Here is a 17,043-nt window from a genome sequence, read left to right on the forward strand (position 1 = left end):
GAGTAAGTCCCATGTTCGGTCAGTACATGGTACACAGGGTTGCCTGGTCGGGTGGGTTTTCCAGTGTTCGCCACGGAGCTGCTGCCCTCTGTTGCTATACCGGCCTGCCCGTCCGCCACCGGTTCACCATGGTTATCAGTGGATTCATACCCGATCAGTTCGTAGTACAAAGGGATGTCAGGGGGGGCGGGTTCTTTTTCATTACCCATCAGGGGATTGCTGCCCCCTGTTGCCGTGTTCCCTTGTCTGAATGTTAACGGTTGGTAATGGCTTGGGGGAGCAGGCAGCGGTCTCTTGTTCCTCGGCCTGAACGACAACGGTTGGTAATGATTCCGGGGAGGAGTAGGCAGCTGTCCCTCAGCACGGAGGCGGCCGCTGGGTGAGGGCGGCATGGGTTCCGCGCGGTTACGACCAGCATTAGTTGATGACCTTTGGCTGTAATAGCGGTAGGCGATCACACCGACCAGCAAAAAAATCACCGTGCCCAGGGTGGCGATACAAGCTATAACGGCAGGGCTTGGTGATGCCACTGGCGGTGTTGGTGCGGCAAATGTAGCAGAACCCGGGCCGGAGAAGGTCATTTTTGGTACCTCGGACCCATTTGCTGGAGGCGTTGTCATTGTGACAGAGCCCGGGCTGGTAAAGTTCATGGTGGTGTCTGGTGCTGTGGCCTCGGTGGTTGGGGGCGTTGTCGTGGTGACAGAACCCGAACTGGAAAAGCTCATGGTGGTGTCTGGTGCTGTGGCCAGCGTCCCTGTGATTGGTGTGTCAGGACAATAATTATCGATTTGGTGCTTTAGTTTTGCCAAGTCGGGGGCAATTTCTGTACAGACATCACCCTGCCAACCCTGACACCCCTCGGCAGTGCCTTTTTGTTCGCCATTAACAGGGACATTACAACTAACAGGACAATAATTAACGATTTGGCGCTTTAGTTTTGCTAAGTCGGGGGCAATAACTGTACAGAAATCATTATGACACCCCTCGGCAGTGCCTTTTGGTATGACAGTGACATTACAAATAATCGGTTTATCTCCTCCCGAGATAGTCGCATTGGCATTTTTACTTTCGACAGTGCTAATGATCACCCTGGTGTTGGCGATATTTGCTTTTTCATCTAAGCTTCCTCTTTCATCTAAGCTTCCTACGCCAATACCGGCATTTGCATCCTTTCCCTTGGTGGTAACACTACAGTTCACCGCCATTGTGTTGTCAACGCTCCTTCTACCGTACGATAATAATGATCCAGCCCCAATACCGGCATTTGCCTTACTGCCTGAGGTTATCACCTTGCAGTTCAACGCTGTCGTGTGGTTAACAGTACTGTCCCACGATGATCCAGCCCCAATACCGGCATTTGCATGATTTCCCTTTGTTTTAACATGACAGTTCACCGCTGTCGTGTGGTTAACAGTACTTTCATTCGATACTCCAGCCCCAATACCAGCCCCAAAACCACCCCGAAATTTAAGCTCTCCAATTTTGTCGGTTGTCACCGTGCAGTTCAACGCTGTCGTGTCTGTAACCGTTCCTCCCTCATGCTGATATCCCACCCCAATACCGGCATTTGAAGAATTTCCCTTTGCATTAACATGACAGTTCACCGCCATTATGTTTTTAACGATTCCACCTTTCGAAATTCCCGCACCAATACCGGCATGTACATAAGAACCCTCTGCTGTAACACTACAGTTTACCGCAGTCATGTTAGTAATAGTTCCTCCGCCATTTACTGAGCCCACGCCAATAGCTGCGGATTCTTCATAAACATCGATAAAAACGTCAGCACGTTCAACCCGAATATTACTGATCATGGCTTTGCCACCAGACATTTCACAAGCCACTACCCCGGCCGAATCCTTTGAGGTTATGTTGGCATCACTAAGGGTCAGGTTCTCGATACGGCCCCCAGCGGACAGGTGTTTTACCAGGCAATTCGATAAATTGCCAATAGTACGATAATTGCCGTCCAACTTGCCGGTGAATGGATTGGCTTCAGTGCCAATGGACTGGAGCAATTGGGTAACGTTGATATTCTCAATCAGGCGATATTGTTTTCTGCATGATTCCGCATTACGGCAGATATTGCCCAGGTCCTCGGCATCCCGCACCTCAGACCAGGAGTCAGTGTCAGTGGCGGATGCTGATGCCGCACCGACCGCGGACAGGCCGACCAGAGCCCCCAGTGCCAAGGGTGTGTTTGGCAACTGGCTGGCCCGTAGCGTTGGGGCGGCGGATTTACCAGGCTGTTGTCGTTGGTTCTGTGAGGCTTTTCTGGTTTTGACTTTCGTGTTTTCCAAAGTCTCGTCCGGTGTATTTTCCCTGTGTGTGCCAGGCTCAGGTATCGAACCGTCGAAAGCATTGAACGCATTCAGCTGATCGATGGCAAACCGGCCCACAACCGCCAGGTTGGCAAGATAGCTCAGCAGGCTATTGATTTCTGAAGGCAGGCCGGAATAAGCTGCTATCGCCCGTCCTGCCAGTGCAGTGAACTGCTGGAAATTATTGGTCTCAACGCCCCAAAGATCAATGCCAGCAGCAGAGTCCGCAACATCCTGCACTGGCAGGTGGCGGTGGCTATTGAATGGATCATAGAAGGGATGCAGTGACCGAACAAATGCACTGGCCCCCGATTGGATCACCTCCCACCCTCTCCATCGACCCTCCGGTTCTGTAGTGGGGGTTGTTACAGGTTGCGGGTCGATGACCATGCCTGCCGGGTTTACGCCTGATTGCCGTATCAAAATCATTACCTCATAATAAAGCTGTTTGCGGAGATATTAATCCATTGTCTTATAGGGCAAACACAAAGAAGCAAACAGGTCAGTGATGTTTGACCATTTCTGACACGCAACTGTTTTTTTTTCTACATCGGTAAAGCGTTAATAGGTAAGCGATAACGGTAGCCAGTTTTATGGCAGTGGTAAGAATAATTTGAATTACATGGGGCTTTTTTTTGCTATGAAAATGCAATTACCGGACAGCCTCGTAGCGATGTTGGTGCGGCAAATGTGACAGAACCCGGGCCGTGAGAGGATTCGAACCTCCGACCCTTTCGTCCCGAACGAAATGAGCATTCCTGTAAAATCAACTGGTTAAGTGGTTATTTTTGTTCTCACCGGGTTCTGTAATCCTTTGATGTCTTTATGCCACGCAATGATTTTGTTCTCACTGTTTTTTGCACGACATACAACTTATATTCAAAACAGACACCCCACCGGCAAAGCCACCAGTTTATCCGAAAAGGGCAGCACTCTATCACCGTTGTAAACAATTACCCCCCGCTTAATACTGCCTGTTGCCATGAGCATTTCCAGAGTCGCGAACATCTCTTTTTTGATCGCCATGCCTGCCTTGACCTCAATGCCTGTGGCCTGACCATTATGTCCTGACAGGATAAAGTCCACTTCTCGCTGACTCTTGTGACGATAGTGGAAAAGCTGGCAGTCCTGATCACTGATGGCGATAGACTTCAATAGTTCGGAGCAGACCCAGGCTTCCATTAACGATCCCATAAGATTTCTGTCAGCTTTAATCGCCGCTGCATTTATGCCGCGCAGGAAACACAGCAATCCAGTGTCTACAAAATGCACTTTTGCCTGCTTAATTGCCCGTTTGAGTTCATTCCGATGCCACCCGGGAATTCGCTTTACCAGATACAGGTTTTCAAGGGCTGCAACGTATATATGTGCAGATTTGCTATCCATCTTTATCGCTTTACCAAGACGTGCATAGTTCAGCGCGTCAGAAGTAGAAGACAGTGATTTAATCAGCTGCGCCATTTCATCCAGCTTTTGCAACTGAAAAACTTCTCTTATATCCCGCCGGATAATTGCATCGGTATAAGAGCTGAACCAGCGTGTCCTGTGATTTGCAGAACACTGTATTGCTTCCGGATAACAACCACAAGCTATGGCCGAAATGACCTGATCAAGCTCAAGCAGCACCCGGTCGGGGGAGTAAAATCCACAGACAGTAGCTGGTAGATAATATCATGCTCTTTCTGCCCACCAGCAGGCCTCTCTTCAACTCACTCTAACTGAAGGTGTACAGGGTAAAAAATTCTGCCTGACCAGCCAGTGAATCTGCCAGTGCCGGCAGCGTCATCAGATCGGCGGAGCCAGTCAGGATAAAAGATCCGGGTTGACGGTTTTCATCCACCAGCAGTTTGATCGTGCGAATCAATTCCGGAGCCCGCTGAATTTCATCAATAATGACCGGACGCGGCTGATTACGCAGCAAACCAATAGGGTCATTGCGGGCAACCGTCAGGAAATTTTCATCGTCCAGGGTCAGATAACTGCCGGAACCCTCAGGCTTGAGTGTCTCCAGCAGATGTCGCGCAAGGGTCATTTTGCCAGATTGCCGGGGACCGGTGATAATGGCCACCGGCTTATCCTGCAGGCATTCCCGCAATTTACGCTCAATGGCTCTTGGTATGTAGTCCATAGTAATCCAGTCATGACTAATATGGATTATAAAATCGACCATTATGGATTTATAGTCGGACTAAAATGGATTTTACTGATCATTTATCTGGAATTATCAAGCTTTGCAAGGCTCGATTAAAACGCTGATAGAAGTGAACTTCTGACTGGAAATCCAGCAACACAAAGAAGTATAAAATGAAACTATAAGTTCTTTATTAAAACCAAAATAAAAATATAGTTTCAAAATAGCATTAATCCCAGTAACTGTTGTTCCTGACGATTAATGCCAATTTCATTCGCGTATTGTTGCCAGTTGTCGGTCACACTACGCAGCTCTGTCAATATCTCTTTGGACTGTGTCGCTGACAATTGAAAATAAGGGGCTACTTCCAGCGCCAGATCCAGACTCAACTCATTGGAATAGTCATCAATATTGAGATGCAGACCCGTTGCACCCTGAATCACATTAATATCGTAAGCCGGTGACAACAACCAGCCTGAACTCGCATTGTCCGCCAGTATAAACCCATGATTACGAAGGTGGTCATCACTGTTGGAAACCAGAATATTAAACGCCAGCCGCCGCCAGAGCTGAGCAAGATCAGCCTGTGTGTTTGCCCCTTGCTCAATAAGAAACTGTGCCAGCTCCAGATAGCTTGCTCCATCATCACCATCATAGTAACCCAGCTGAGTCATCGCTGATGAAAAGTGACGCCGCACCTGCCCATAACGATCAAAGCGCTGGGTAAGAAAAGTATGGTGTGAGCTATTAAAACGCTGGATTTTACAGGGTGCCATGTTAATACCGGCATCTGTTGCCATGCGATAAACCAGATACTCCCAGGCACCCACATCATAACCATCATAATGGCTTGGAAATTTCGCCAGCCAAAGCTCATCGCCATCGCTTACACAGGCTTTGGGACGTGCGCCACCTAACGACGACCCGGGAGAAATCAGCATAAACAGCCACTTAAGATAATCCGGGTTATCCAAATCCTGGTTCAGCTCAATCTGACTAACCGCATACTCAAGTTCCCGCAGACTTGAAAATGGTGGGGCAGCCAACCGTTCATTACTATCAAGAAAAGGACCACTGTCGGACAATTTAAACCGCAGCGCCCCCATACGACAGATATCATGCACACCCAGCAGGTAATCCGATTCATTGAGCCGCTGAACACGCCGCCCTTCCTGCCTGGCCAGAACCGCTTCGCGCCTTTGCATCAATAAACGCCCCCAGCGATCTGGACACGAATCCATAAAGACCCGAAAATTGCGCGCATCATTATTAAACTGATCACCGGAGAACAGCTTCAACTGGGGATCTATCTGTACCGCAAATGGTGAACTTAACCAGCTTTCGGCATAAGCAAACCGGTAAACTTCTACACCCCGAACCAGATCAACCTCTAAAATGCCCACCCGTTCGGGCTGTTCCATCGAATGCCAATGGGCATAAACCCAAACAGACTTACTCATAACTGGCACCTTCCCTTTAAAAGGAATCTGAATGACGTTCGTTATTTTTGCGACGGGATGATAGCAGTTCAATATCCTGTAACTTACGGCCAAACTCATCATCCAATGCAACCTTCGCTAAATCTTCAGCCAACCCTAGTGCTGAAAGCACTACCAGGTAATGACCAATGGAAACACCGGGTTCACCCCGGGTGATATTACGAAGGGTCGGCATAGACAGACCGGTACGCTCAGACAATCGGGTTTGGGTGATCTTCCGGCGTTTCATCGCCAGGGCAATATTCTCGCCCAGTGTTTTCAACAGCCGAAGATCCTTGGGAAAAACAACAGCAGAGCGAGAAGACATGAAACTAAACCTTCATAGAAGCCAATTAAATGAAATTATAGTTTCATTTTTATAAAAATCCATTAGACAAGAAGTAATTCTTCTAATAACTGCCCCGGTCTTCATTGATCAACACCAGCTCTACAACCGGCACCTCCCATTGCGAGCATTTATGCATGCCCCGGAAAGCTTCCTCAGAATCCTCCAGACGCCGTCGAACTATGGCAATCACACTCCCCTGTAACGGGGAACCATTGCCCTGATCAAGCTGATGCACAAGGGAGGGATTATTCCGGATCATAGTTTTGGACAGCGCTGCCACGGCCTGACCATCGGCTAACAACAGGATGGCGTCTTTATCCCTTTTCAGGGTTACTGTACAACCCGCATTCAATCCGGCAAGTACCCCATGAATGGGGTGTGCTTCCGGCATTAAGCCAGCGTAACTCAAATAGAGGTCAGCCAACCCCATCAGATAGAATTGTTGCTGTGGGTAATCACCAGAGGGATCCACTGCACGAGTCAGGCACCCATCACCCAGGTCATCAATCAATGGATTATGCACATCCCGACGCTGGCAGATCACCAACTGCTCCATTGACCGGGTCATGCCCACGTAAAATAGCCGACGCTCTTCTTCTATGGCATCGGCATCAGCCGCGATGGTAATGGTTCCTGACCGCCGGGAATGATAAGACAACCATCCCCCATCCAGCATAACCACCACCGGAAACTCCATGCCCTTGGCACCATGTACCGTACCCAGATGGATACCGTCTCCCAGTCTCTGTTCCCGCCGGGTTTCCCGAAGATAGTCGACAATATAAGCCACCAGCGCACTGACCGGTAATTCAGCACCGCCGGTTTCCTCTTCCCAGCTATCCACCAGTGCCATGACTTTCTCCCGCCAAAGCCCCGGAGGCAGGGACAGTGCTTCCAGCCAACGTCGTATGCCATGGCTATCCGCCACATTGTCACAGTGTTCATTCAGGCATCGGAGCGTTTCATCAAATTCACGAATCCGAAAAAGAGGCAGATTCTGGCCACTCTCCAACGGCAGGCTCACAGGCAACCCCGCCTGTTCCAGGGCACTGCGAATATGGGTCAGTTCTTTTTTGGCAATACCGTGACGGGCCAGAATGGCGCATTGACCCCAGTCCAGATCCGGCATCCGCTCTTTCAGACGCTGTAACTCCTGCACCACGGCCAGGGTCTGTTGGCGAATATCAGCACAAACCAGTATCTGCACCCGCCCCCGGACCACAGGATCCAGGCTGTCGAGACTGCCGCCCTCGGGCAAGTGTTGTCGTGCATCATTGATACGAATTTCCTGCCGGGTTTTCATGCGATTGTTATTTTGGTTAATCACGCCATTGGCAACATTGATAATATGACTGGAAGATCGATAGTTCTGCACCAGGTAATGCCGCTGTGCCTGATAATCCTGTTCAAACTGTCGTATGTATTCGACGCTGGCCTGACGAAAACCATAAATACTCTGGTCATCATCCCCCACGGCCATGATGCTCAGTTTCTGCTCTCCCTGTTCCAGGGTGCGCCCGGCAATGGCCGAGATCATCTCATACTGCTGGGCATCTATATCCTGATACTCATCCACCAGAATATGTTCAAAACCTGCCAGCAGGCGCTCCCGGGCCTGGTCACCCAGAATGCCCGGCAACAGGGTTTCACCTTTTAGCAATGCTGTTGCCCCGGGAATCAGCTCATCAAAATTAAAGACATTATTCTGCTGTTTGCCAGCAGACGGACTGCGATTGCCATTACCCCCAATATCCGGAGCCTGAAAGCTGGTTCCGGTCAGACGCATGGCCAGGCCGTGAAAGGTCTGCACCGTCACTTCCCGGGCTTCCCGGCCCAGTAATTGATAAAGCCGCTGGCGTAACGTCACTGCGGCACTGTGGTTATAACAAAGCACCAGAATACTGTACGGCCGAACCCGCTGAACCCTCATCAGATAAGCACAGCGATGGACGACCACCCTTGTCTTCCCGGAACCGGGCCCCGCCAGCACCAGCATATTCTGATCCACCGGAGCCTGAACAATCGCCTGTTGCTGCGGATTACCCAGTGACTCAACAATATCTTTCAGGGACTGCTCACTGGTCGCCAGCTCCAGCAACTTTTTGCGATCCTTAAAGTAACGGTTCAGAAAGCTGGCATTATCCTGCTGAAAATAGTCCTGAACCAGACGCAGCGCCGAAGCCATTTTTTCCAACCCGAGCTTCACGTACTCATTCATTACATGAACCTGAGATATACGGGCCTTGTAATGACGGAACAGCGGATCGTAATCTCCTTTGTTATAGCGTCGACTGCGGGCTTCATTGTTCATCTTCAACGTCATGGCCTGGCGGAAAACAGCTAACCCCTGCTGAAGAATAATGGCACCCTGCTCGTGCAAAAAAAGCAGTCCACGCTCCAGCGCTGCCAGCTCTTTGCCTTCACGAATATCCAGCGTCATATCCTGTTTGACACTGTCCAGCAGTGATTCCAGGGAAAACTCCACCAGCACCTCACTCCGGGAAGACTGCTCAGAATCTTTAACCGATCGGATCAGTGCAATCAGGATATGCTGGGACAGAGCGTGTCGTTTTTCCATGGTTGCCAGAATGTTGGCCCAGCTACGGCATAGCCTGAGGCTGTAATGATCTTTGTAGATGTACCTGAATTCAACGCTGCCTATGGACGACGACAGCCCTTTACCATCTTCGCCCAGACTTTTCAGCAGATTTCTCAACAGGTCAGGATTGGCATAATCCAGCCCTTGGTCCACCAGCACCTGATTCAACTGGCGCAAATCCAATGGAAAGGGTTCTTTTTCATGGTCATCGGGATGGGCTTCCCGCAGGCTACCCAGCATGGCCTTTTCTAACCGGCACAATTTCTGGTAGACATCCCGGGCATTATTTCGCCCCTTGGGCCGGAGAAAAGCAGTCATCAATAACCCGTTGGAGACCAACCCCACATCCGCCATCTGATTAAGTATGGTCATGATATCGGTAGTATTCAGCGGGGTAGCTTTATCCTGCGCTTTCAGGTGACGGCCAATATCCTCCGCCAGCAGATCCGCACTCACGCCCTCATCGGGATCGGCATTAATCAGGGCCGAGAGCACCATTATCCACTTTTTCCGGTTAGTGTCGGACAGCTGTAAGGTATCCAGCTTTTCCTCTGCCTCTTCCAGGGTACTGAACAGGGGTTTGCCCTGGAACACCTGGTTGGCGTTTTCATTTCTTTCCAGGTAACCACCACGCTCCAGCCAGGCAATGGCCGTTTTTACCTTGGTATCTGCTGATCGGTCATCCAGGTCAAAAGAAGTATCCACGTCATCGGAACGCAATAGCTCGCCGGACGTAATCACAATATCCTTCCCCGGCTGTTTTTCCAGTCGCCTCAGTCCACGCAAAATCTGTTGAATATCATTCAGATGAACTTCAGACAGAGCCCCCAACTTGAACTGGGTTTCAATATCCTGATGGTCAAACAGCAATATACACTCGGCAGGTTGCTCATCACGACCGGCACGCCCCGCCTCTTGCAGATAGTTTTCCAGAGAGCCGGGAATATCCGCATGAATCACCAGCCGCACATTATCTTTATCCACCCCCATGCCAAAAGCGTTGGTGGCACAGATAATGTCAATCCTCCCAAGGATAAAACCTTCCAGAATCACTTTTTTGGCGGGAACGTCCAGGCCACCATGAAAATGACTAACGGTCAGCGACCTTTGCGTTTCTTCAGAGTACTGATTAAGTGCCTTCGACAGAAACTGCGCCAGCTCCTCGGTATTCTTACGGGTGGCACAATAAACAACACAACAACCATTCTCCGGCAGGCGCTCCATAATCAGTTCCGACACCCGGCCATATTTAGCCGCATGGGTAACCAGGTGCACTTCATAAGCAAGGTTGGAACGCTCAACGCCCCCCTGAAACAGGGTCAGGGACTGCCCAAGATGGCTGGAAAAATGGTCACGGATATCATCTATCACATCGTGTTTCGCGGTTGCGGTGTAGCAGGCTACCGGAGGCAGTGGCTGTTTACTGTTAAGCGACTGCTCCCGAATAAATCGTCCCGCATAAAGATAATCCGGCCGAAAGTCATGCCCCCACTTTGACAGGCAATGGGCTTCATCAAATACCCAGCAGCCTATTTCCCGCTGGCTAAGGGTCTTAATTACCGACTTGTTTCGTAACTGTTCCGGCGACAGATACAGCAGGCCAATATCGCCGAGGCGCACCTGTTCCAGAATAGCCCCGCGCTCCGGAGGCGTTAACATACCGTAAATAGCAGCAACGGCTATGGAGCCGGTTTTCTTTTTCAGGTTATCCACCTGGTCTTTCATCAATGCCTGCAACGGCGAAATAATCACCGTCAGCAAACCACGGCGGTAATAACGCACCAGACCGGGAATCTGAAAGCAAATGGATTTACCGCCGCCAGTAGGCAAAATACCCAGCAACGGCTGGTCATTCATGCCCTCAAGCACAAGATCCCGCTGCAGCGGTTGCCCTTCTTTGGTTTTGCGGTAATCCGGATAATTAAAGTAGCGCTGAAGCTGCCTCACCGGGTCATGATTTTCTGCACAGTAACTGCACGACTCATCACCACAGTGCTGATCCCGGAGCTGCTTGAGGAGATTGGGTATCTCCGGAAAACGATGACGGACCCAACCCGGTATCACCGAATTGCCTCCGGATACTTTCAACCAGGCGACACAATAGGGCAACAGCACCCGCATTCGGGTTTCGGGCAAGTGCCGTATAGCCACACGACGGATCTACTTTGGGCAAACCAGACCTTTGCATAACCGCACCAGGGCCTGTAACACGTCCGGGCCAGCGGTAAACGGCCGATCAATCAATGTCTGGAAAACCGCAGACATCCCCTCGAATGATGCCCCGATAACCTCCGGCAGCTCATCACCAGATTGCCCAGAATGCTCATCCTGTGGCTGGCCAGTGGCAAAGCAGAAATGATAGAACCGAATCAGGTCAGGCTCGTTCTGTGCAGTCTCCCAGAAACTCTGATATTGCTCGACAAAGATAGACAGTGCCAGCCGGGCATCCGCCACCGGGTCATTAATGGCATCTTTGACCAGTTTATAATCTTTCACCAATCGGTGATAAGGATTACGGGGGAAAGCCAGGGGAGACAGGAATAAGGTATCAATCACCGGTTTGGACAATAGCTGCAAACCGGGCTGAAGAGATTGCAATACCGGCAAATCATGGCCGATCAGATTATGGCCGAGGACAAAACGGCAAGGCTGACAAAAGGCATCCAGCCCCTGCAAGGCAGCCATCACCTCTTTTCGCTTGCCTCCCTGGTACTCAAACTGCTGTATCCGGTCACTGAGGACCGGAGCTTCAGGGTGACCGATAACCGGATTATAATAAGCTCCGATATGGCGGATAGCTCCCTGGCTTGTGGTTTCCAGATCAAGGGCAATAATCTCCGCAAGCAAAGCCTGTAATTCTGGACTGTTAAACACAGCGACTTCTTTTTGATGGTGCTCTTTATTGAGGTCGTTACCGAAGTCAGGCGTTGAAGAGCCGGAGGTATCAGACTGGCTGCTGGTCATAATGTATCGTCCGTAAGATACAAAGTATTCTAATTCGACAGCCTGTCCAAAAGAAACAGGACAGAATGATCAGCCCTTTCTCGGTGTAACAACGCATTCTGAAAAATCCGGGGATACAAGTAAAGTCATGTCATGACTTTGCTGCTGACTCAGTGTGGTGTGCACTCACACTGAGTTGAGTGATTGCGGAATAAGACAAAACCTTGCAGAATCGGACAATCCCCAGCAGAGTTAATAGTGTAACTCTTCGCTAAAACCATAATTCAAGCATCAAAAGTCATGTATTCAACTATCCTTGGCAGATGCTTGATATCTCCCCTGAACCTGAATGCACTTCGGGTCAACCCGGCACTCCCTTCAGTCTTGTTCAAGTCAGCTTGACCAAGCAGGAATGCATTGATCTCAAATGGCAGGTCAATCATTGGAGAAGGTGAGGGAACACTTGTCTGCGACCGGTATTCAGCCTACAAAAAATTGGCCAAAGACCATCCGCTGATTTTTCTGGCATTCTGCTGGGCTCATGTCAGGAGAGACTTCATTGATGCCTGTCGTGGCGACTCGGATCTGTATAAATGGAGCACAGTCTGGGTAAATAGAATTGGTCGTTTGTATTACTTAAACGAGCAGCGACTTCTGGTTCGGAATGATCCGCAGCAGTGGCTAACACGACAGTTGAGGCTGGAAAAGCAAGTTGAGCTTATAACCTCTCAGCGGGACCAGGAGCTGACACGCCCAAGGCTGGCTCCAAAGGCAAGGAAAGTGTTGGAGAGCCTGGCAAATCATTGGGAAGGGCTTGTCCGGTTTATTCAGAATCCGGATGTCCCTATGGACAACAATATCGCTGAGCAGACATTACGCGGCCCGGTGGTTGGAAGAAAAAACTACTACGGTAGCGGAAGTGAGTGGAGTACAGAACTGGCTGCGTGGCTCTTTACTGTTCTGACGACCCTTAAGCTCTGGAAAATAAATCAGAAGCTGTGGCTGACAGGTTATCTTGAAGCTTGCATTGCCAATGACCGGCAACCGCCAGAAGATTTAAGTCAGTGGATTCCCTGGCTGATGGATGAAAGTCGCCTCAACGAATTACGAATCCATGACCCGCCTGCCAGCTAAGGTCAATCCAGTCTGAAGGTCTTATGGGGCGGGGTATCCCTGCGTGACTGGGATTAGCGAATAGTTACATTGGTTGGGGTTTAATACTCGTAACCCTTTGATTTCCCTGGTCGGCGTGAGAGGATTCGAACCTCCGACCCTTTCGTCCCGAACGAAATGCGCTACCAGGCTGCGCTACACGCCGAAGCCAGAGCTATTCTAGACATGCAGACGAAACTGTCAATGGCAGCAGAGAAGAATTGAGTAAAGCTTTTAAGAAGAGAAGCAAAGAAAGGAAAATGGTCGGGGTAGAGAGATTCGAACTCCCGACATCCTGCTCCCAAAGCAGGCGCGCTACCAGACTGCGCTATACCCCGTTAGATGAACCCTATCATATTGTTTTTGAACGATAAGTCAACAGCTATCAGTAAACCATGTCTATTTTTTAAACTTGCTGGCTAAAAGCTGTTGATACCAATCTGCCTTGGGCTGGTTAATCAGAATCTATGTTGGCCGCATTAACACTGGCATCCACAGTTAATGTCGTAATATCACCCTGGATGATGTCAAGCGGTCTTTCATGATTGAGCCTCAGCTATGCACTATCTCTCAATTTACGGCACTTTTTCAAGGTATCAGCTATGAGGAATGCCAGTTCCAGCGCCTGATCGGCATTCAGGCGAGGATCACAGTGGGTATGATAACGATTGCCCAGATGATCTTCCGTCACGGCATTGGCACCGCCCACGCACTCTGTCACATTCTGGCCGGTCATTTCAAAGTGAACGCCACCGGCATAGGTTCCCTCGGCGCGATGAGCCGCGAAGAACTGCTCAACTTCTGAGAGAATTTTCGACACTTCACGGGTTTTATAACCATTGCTGGCCTTGTAGGTATTCCCGTGCATTGGATCACAGCTCCAGAGCACATTGCGCCCTTCACGCTGAACAGCTTTCAGCAATGGCGGCAAGCCTTTCTCCAGGTTGTCAGCCCCCATGCGGACAATGATGTTCAATTTGCCGGGAATATTCTCCGGGTTGATCCGGTCAATCAGTCGAATCAGGTCATCCGGTGGCAGGGTTGGGCCTGCTTTCAAGCCAATCGGGTTTTGAATACCACGGACAAACTCAACATGACCACCATCGACCTGACGGGTTCGGTCACCCACCCAGAGCATATGGGCTGAGCAGTCATACCAGTTACCGGACAGGCTATCACGGCGGGTCAGCGCCTGCTCGTAAGGCAGCAACAACGACTCATGGGAGGTATAAAATGCGGTTTCACGGATGGTGGATGAATGCTCTGCTGAAATGCCGCAGGCTCTCATAAAATCCAGCGATTCATCAATTCGGTCAGCCATGTTGCGGTATTGATCGGTCTGTGGGCTGTTTGCAACAAAGTCCAGATTCCAGGCATGCACCTGTTCCAGAGAGGCCAGGCCACCCTGGGCAAAAGCTCGCAGCAGGTTCAGGGTGGCAGCCGCCTGGTGATAGGCCTGCAGCATTCTCTGGGGGTCCGGATTACGAGCCGCCGGGGTAAACTCGGTGCCGTTAATGATATCACCGCGATAGATCGGCAATTCAACACCATTGATGGTTTCAGTGCCAGAAGTTCTTGGCTTGGCAAATTGGCCGGCCAAACGCCCTACTTTGATCACCGGGCAGGCAGCCCCAAAGGTGAGCACTACCGCCATCTGCATCATGACTTTAAACGTGTCGCGGATGTTATTGGCCGAGAATTCCAGGAAGCTTTCTGCACAGTCCCCCCCCTGCAGCAGAAATGCTTTACCTTCGGTCGCTTCTGCCAGCCGGTTTCTCAATTCATTCACTTCACCAGCAAAAACCAGCGGTGGCATGACAGCAAGTTCCTGTTCAACCCGGCTCAATTTTTCCTGGTCGGGATATTCCGGCAGCTGGAGCAACGGCATATGTCTCCAGCTATCAACAGTCCATGAATTCATTAAGTCACCAGCTCTTTCACACTCGCTAAAAACAGTTATTCTACCTGAATACATCATCAAGGCTGAGAGGTTTTCTCATGAATAATTATGGAAGATATATCAAGAATTATCGCTGATTAGCCGAATTTAAGACTTTACAGACCCTATCTGGTTTGTTACAAGTTCTGACCGAACAATAATACGTATACATACTTATCACTATGAATTCTTCACTGCTTGCCATGATTAACATGAAACCCGGCACCATTATGATGCTCCGGGGGGGTTATCGTGGATAGCTGAAAAGCAGAAACGAGCCCCCGCACCCTAACCGGTCCGGGGGCTTTTTTATGACCATTTGCCACTGACAGGAAATGACAGCGTGAACGAGTTGAACCTTCGACTGATCACCACCAGTGATCCCGGCAGCCTTGAACAAATTCTCCAGTGCAGCAGCGAGAATGGGTTACACCTGAAAAGTTTTGTTGCTGAGCTGAACAGCAAAAAAGATCAGTATGAAATCAAGATGTGCGTTTCCGGTTTTACCAGTCAGCATCAGATTGTTGGCAGGCTGGCTCAGCAGAAACACATCCGTGAGCTGAGCCCGATAAAATCCCGTGGGTTGCCCTGAATGACACTAAGCTATTGACCTCTGGCGACAGGATGCCGGGGGTCTGTTATCCATTCGCTCCATGAGCCGGGGTACAGTGTGGCACCTGGCAAGCCCGCAAGCTCCATGGCAAAAATATTGTGACAGGCGGTAACACCGGAACCACAGTAGAAGACAGGCCGGGAGTCGTCGCTAACCAGTGCAGTAAATAGTTCCCGCAAGTGATCCGCTGAAAGAAAGCGGCCATCTTCATCCAGGTTTTTGGCGAATGGATGGCATACCGCCCCGGGAATGTGCCCAGCCTGCGAGTCCAGAGTTTCTTCTTCTCCACAGAATCGTTCATAAGCCCTGGCATCAATCAGTTTATACCTGAGGCTATTTCCTTCAGTTTCTATCTGCGCCATCAGATCCTGCGCTGAAACCGTTGGCATATGTCCCATGGTAAAATCAGCCTGACTTTCTGCCACCCCAGACACATCGTTGGTCACAGGATAACGGCCCGCCTGCCAGGCTTTCATGCCACCATGCAGAATCATAGCCTGAGAGATTCCCGCCCAGCGTAACAGCCACCAGGCCCTTGCGGCCATGGCATGACCGCCATCATCATAGACAACGACCTGAGAGTGCTTATCAATTCCCCAACGACGGAGTGTTGCCTGCCAGTCTGCCGACTCGGGCAGTGGATGCCTGCCGGTTTTACCGGGAATAATCAAACCGGAGAGATCTGCTTCAAGATCAGCATGGAGCCCTCCCGGAATATGTCCCTGGTGATACATAGCCAGCCCCTGTTTCGGATCGGCGAGACTGAATCGAGCATCCAGAACCACCAGGTGCTGATCGTTCAACAGGGTAGCCAGCATCTCCGGCTCTATTAATAAAGGCATCTACTTACCTCTGTCTGGCTGCTAACCAAGCGGAACCCAGTGCAGCTAACACACCACTATGAAACATTTATGAAGGTTTACTTTTCTTGTCACACAGTAAAAAAATGATAATGGCTTTGCAACCAGTCCTGATAACTGTGCTTCAAAGGGAGGAATAGTTCGGAGAAAAGGAAAGTTAAGAAGAGAAATAAAACCCACCAGCAGAGCTGGCGGGGTCACATCCGTGTGACAAGTGCATCCATGCAAGGTTTACGTTATCAATACACTCGTGATGGCAATAGCAGTGATTACGCGAAAAAACGTGAGATATGTCTCACACTTTCATCATTTCCCGGTTGCAGGCTTGTCCACTACCTTGTCGTCACGAAGTACTTTTTCCAAAAGCAGGTTGCTCAACTCTCCGTTATCCGGCGTTTCCAGAATGATTCGGGTTTCTTCGGAAGACTCGTCAAATTCCATGCCTGAAGAGTAAGCAGGCTCTTCCACCGGCGTGTCTATGACCTCCTGCTGTATCGGAATGACTTCCGTTACGGGCAATGGTTCAGGCTCATCCTTTTTAGCCAGCAAAAACCAGCCAGTCACACCCAGAGCCAGAAGAGCCGCCAGCACTATTGCAATTGTCTTGTTACTCATGCCCATCCTCACCCATAGCCGGAAAGCTTCCAAAACTTATTCA

Annotated in this window: 12 protein-coding genes and 2 tRNA genes; 2 read left to right on the plus strand and 12 right to left on the minus strand. The window is 50.1% G+C overall.

Annotation, left to right across the window (positions count from 1 at the left end):
* The 7 genes from J7439_RS14790 to J7439_RS14820 form a co-directional block, all read right to left on the minus strand.
* On the minus strand, positions 1-2,744 hold a 2,744-nt coding region (locus J7439_RS14790), incomplete at its 3' end, for a M26 family metallopeptidase (RefSeq protein ID WP_209202760.1).
* Between the two features lie 456 nt (positions 2,745-3,200).
* Complete coding sequence (locus J7439_RS14795) at positions 3,201-3,947, minus strand: ATP-binding protein (RefSeq protein ID WP_209202761.1); 747 nt, start codon at positions 3,945-3,947, stop codon at positions 3,201-3,203.
* Between the two features lie 88 nt (positions 3,948-4,035).
* Entirely contained in the window at positions 4,036-4,449 is a 414-nt protein-coding gene (locus J7439_RS14800) for an ATP-binding protein (protein ID WP_209202762.1), read from the minus strand.
* 221 nt (positions 4,450-4,670) lie between these two features.
* Positions 4,671-5,912 (minus strand): type II toxin-antitoxin system HipA family toxin, encoded by a 1,242-nt coding sequence (locus J7439_RS14805; RefSeq protein WP_209202763.1) that lies wholly within the window; start codon positions 5,910-5,912, stop codon positions 4,671-4,673.
* A 16-nt stretch (positions 5,913-5,928) separates the two neighbouring features.
* Entirely contained in the window at positions 5,929-6,258 is a 330-nt protein-coding gene (locus J7439_RS14810; protein ID WP_209202764.1) for a helix-turn-helix domain-containing protein, read from the minus strand.
* Positions 6,259-6,340: 82 nt separating this feature from the next.
* Entirely contained in the window at positions 6,341-11,029 is a 4,689-nt protein-coding gene (locus J7439_RS14815; RefSeq protein WP_209202765.1) for a RecQ family ATP-dependent DNA helicase, read from the minus strand.
* A gap of 9 nt (positions 11,030-11,038) precedes the next feature.
* Entirely contained in the window at positions 11,039-11,842 is an 804-nt protein-coding gene (locus J7439_RS14820) for a 3'-5' exonuclease family protein (protein WP_209202766.1), read from the minus strand.
* 396 nt (positions 11,843-12,238) lie between these two features.
* On the opposite strand from J7439_RS14820, the gene J7439_RS14825 reads away from it, so the two are divergent.
* Positions 12,239-12,955 (plus strand): IS66 family transposase, encoded by a 717-nt coding sequence (locus tag J7439_RS14825; RefSeq protein WP_209202767.1) that lies wholly within the window; start codon positions 12,239-12,241, stop codon positions 12,953-12,955.
* Between the two features lie 107 nt (positions 12,956-13,062).
* Here J7439_RS14825 and J7439_RS14830 read toward each other — a convergent pair.
* The 3 genes from J7439_RS14830 to J7439_RS14840 all read right to left on the minus strand — a co-directional run bounded on the left by J7439_RS14830 (position 13,063) and on the right by J7439_RS14840 (position 14,894).
* A tRNA-Pro gene (locus J7439_RS14830) sits at positions 13,063-13,139 on the minus strand.
* A 95-nt stretch (positions 13,140-13,234) separates the two neighbouring features.
* Positions 13,235-13,311 (minus strand) — tRNA-Pro (locus tag J7439_RS14835).
* A gap of 218 nt (positions 13,312-13,529) precedes the next feature.
* Positions 13,530-14,894, minus strand: coding sequence for a class II 3-deoxy-7-phosphoheptulonate synthase (locus J7439_RS14840; RefSeq protein WP_286198365.1), 1,365 nt, complete (start codon positions 14,892-14,894; stop codon positions 13,530-13,532).
* 361 nt (positions 14,895-15,255) lie between these two features.
* Between J7439_RS14840 and J7439_RS14845 the strand changes: the two genes are divergently transcribed.
* A complete protein-coding gene (locus J7439_RS14845) occupies positions 15,256-15,504 on the plus strand; it encodes a hypothetical protein (protein WP_209202768.1) in 249 nt (82 codons plus the stop codon).
* An 11-nt stretch (positions 15,505-15,515) separates the two neighbouring features.
* Here the strand turns inward: J7439_RS14845 and J7439_RS14850 are convergent, their stop codons facing one another.
* Both J7439_RS14850 and J7439_RS14855 read right to left on the minus strand, forming a co-directional pair.
* Positions 15,516-16,367 (minus strand): sulfurtransferase, encoded by an 852-nt coding sequence (locus J7439_RS14850; protein ID WP_209202769.1) that lies wholly within the window; start codon positions 16,365-16,367, stop codon positions 15,516-15,518.
* 324 nt (positions 16,368-16,691) lie between these two features.
* Positions 16,692-17,000 carry a hypothetical protein gene (locus J7439_RS14855; protein WP_209202770.1) on the minus strand — a complete coding sequence of 103 codons (309 nt, stop codon included), beginning with the start codon at positions 16,998-17,000 and terminating at the stop codon, positions 16,692-16,694.
* Between the last annotated feature and the right edge of the window lie 43 nt (positions 17,001-17,043).

The sequence above is a fragment of the Salinisphaera sp. G21_0 genome (assembly GCF_017744115.1).
In the GTDB taxonomy this organism is placed as follows: domain Bacteria; phylum Pseudomonadota; class Gammaproteobacteria; order Pseudomonadales; family Endozoicomonadaceae; genus Endozoicomonas.

Coding starts and splice junctions, on each gene's coding strand:
- J7439_RS14800 (WP_209202762.1), bottom strand. CDS start 4,449: ATGGACTACATACCAAGAGCCATTGAGCGTAAATTGCGGGAATGCCTG.
- J7439_RS14805 (WP_209202763.1), bottom strand. CDS start 5,912: ATGAGTAAGTCTGTTTGGGTTTATGCCCATTGGCATTCGATGGAACAG.
- J7439_RS14810 (WP_209202764.1), bottom strand. CDS start 6,258: ATGTCTTCTCGCTCTGCTGTTGTTTTTCCCAAGGATCTTCGGCTGTTG.
- J7439_RS14820 (WP_209202766.1), bottom strand. CDS start 11,842: ATGACCAGCAGCCAGTCTGATACCTCCGGCTCTTCAACGCCTGACTTC.
- J7439_RS14840 (WP_286198365.1), bottom strand. CDS start 14,894: ATGAATTCATGGACTGTTGATAGCTGGAGACATATGCCGTTGCTCCAG.
- J7439_RS14850 (WP_209202769.1), bottom strand. CDS start 16,367: ATGCCTTTATTAATAGAGCCGGAGATGCTGGCTACCCTGTTGAACGAT.
- J7439_RS14855 (WP_209202770.1), bottom strand. CDS start 17,000: ATGAGTAACAAGACAATTGCAATAGTGCTGGCGGCTCTTCTGGCTCTG.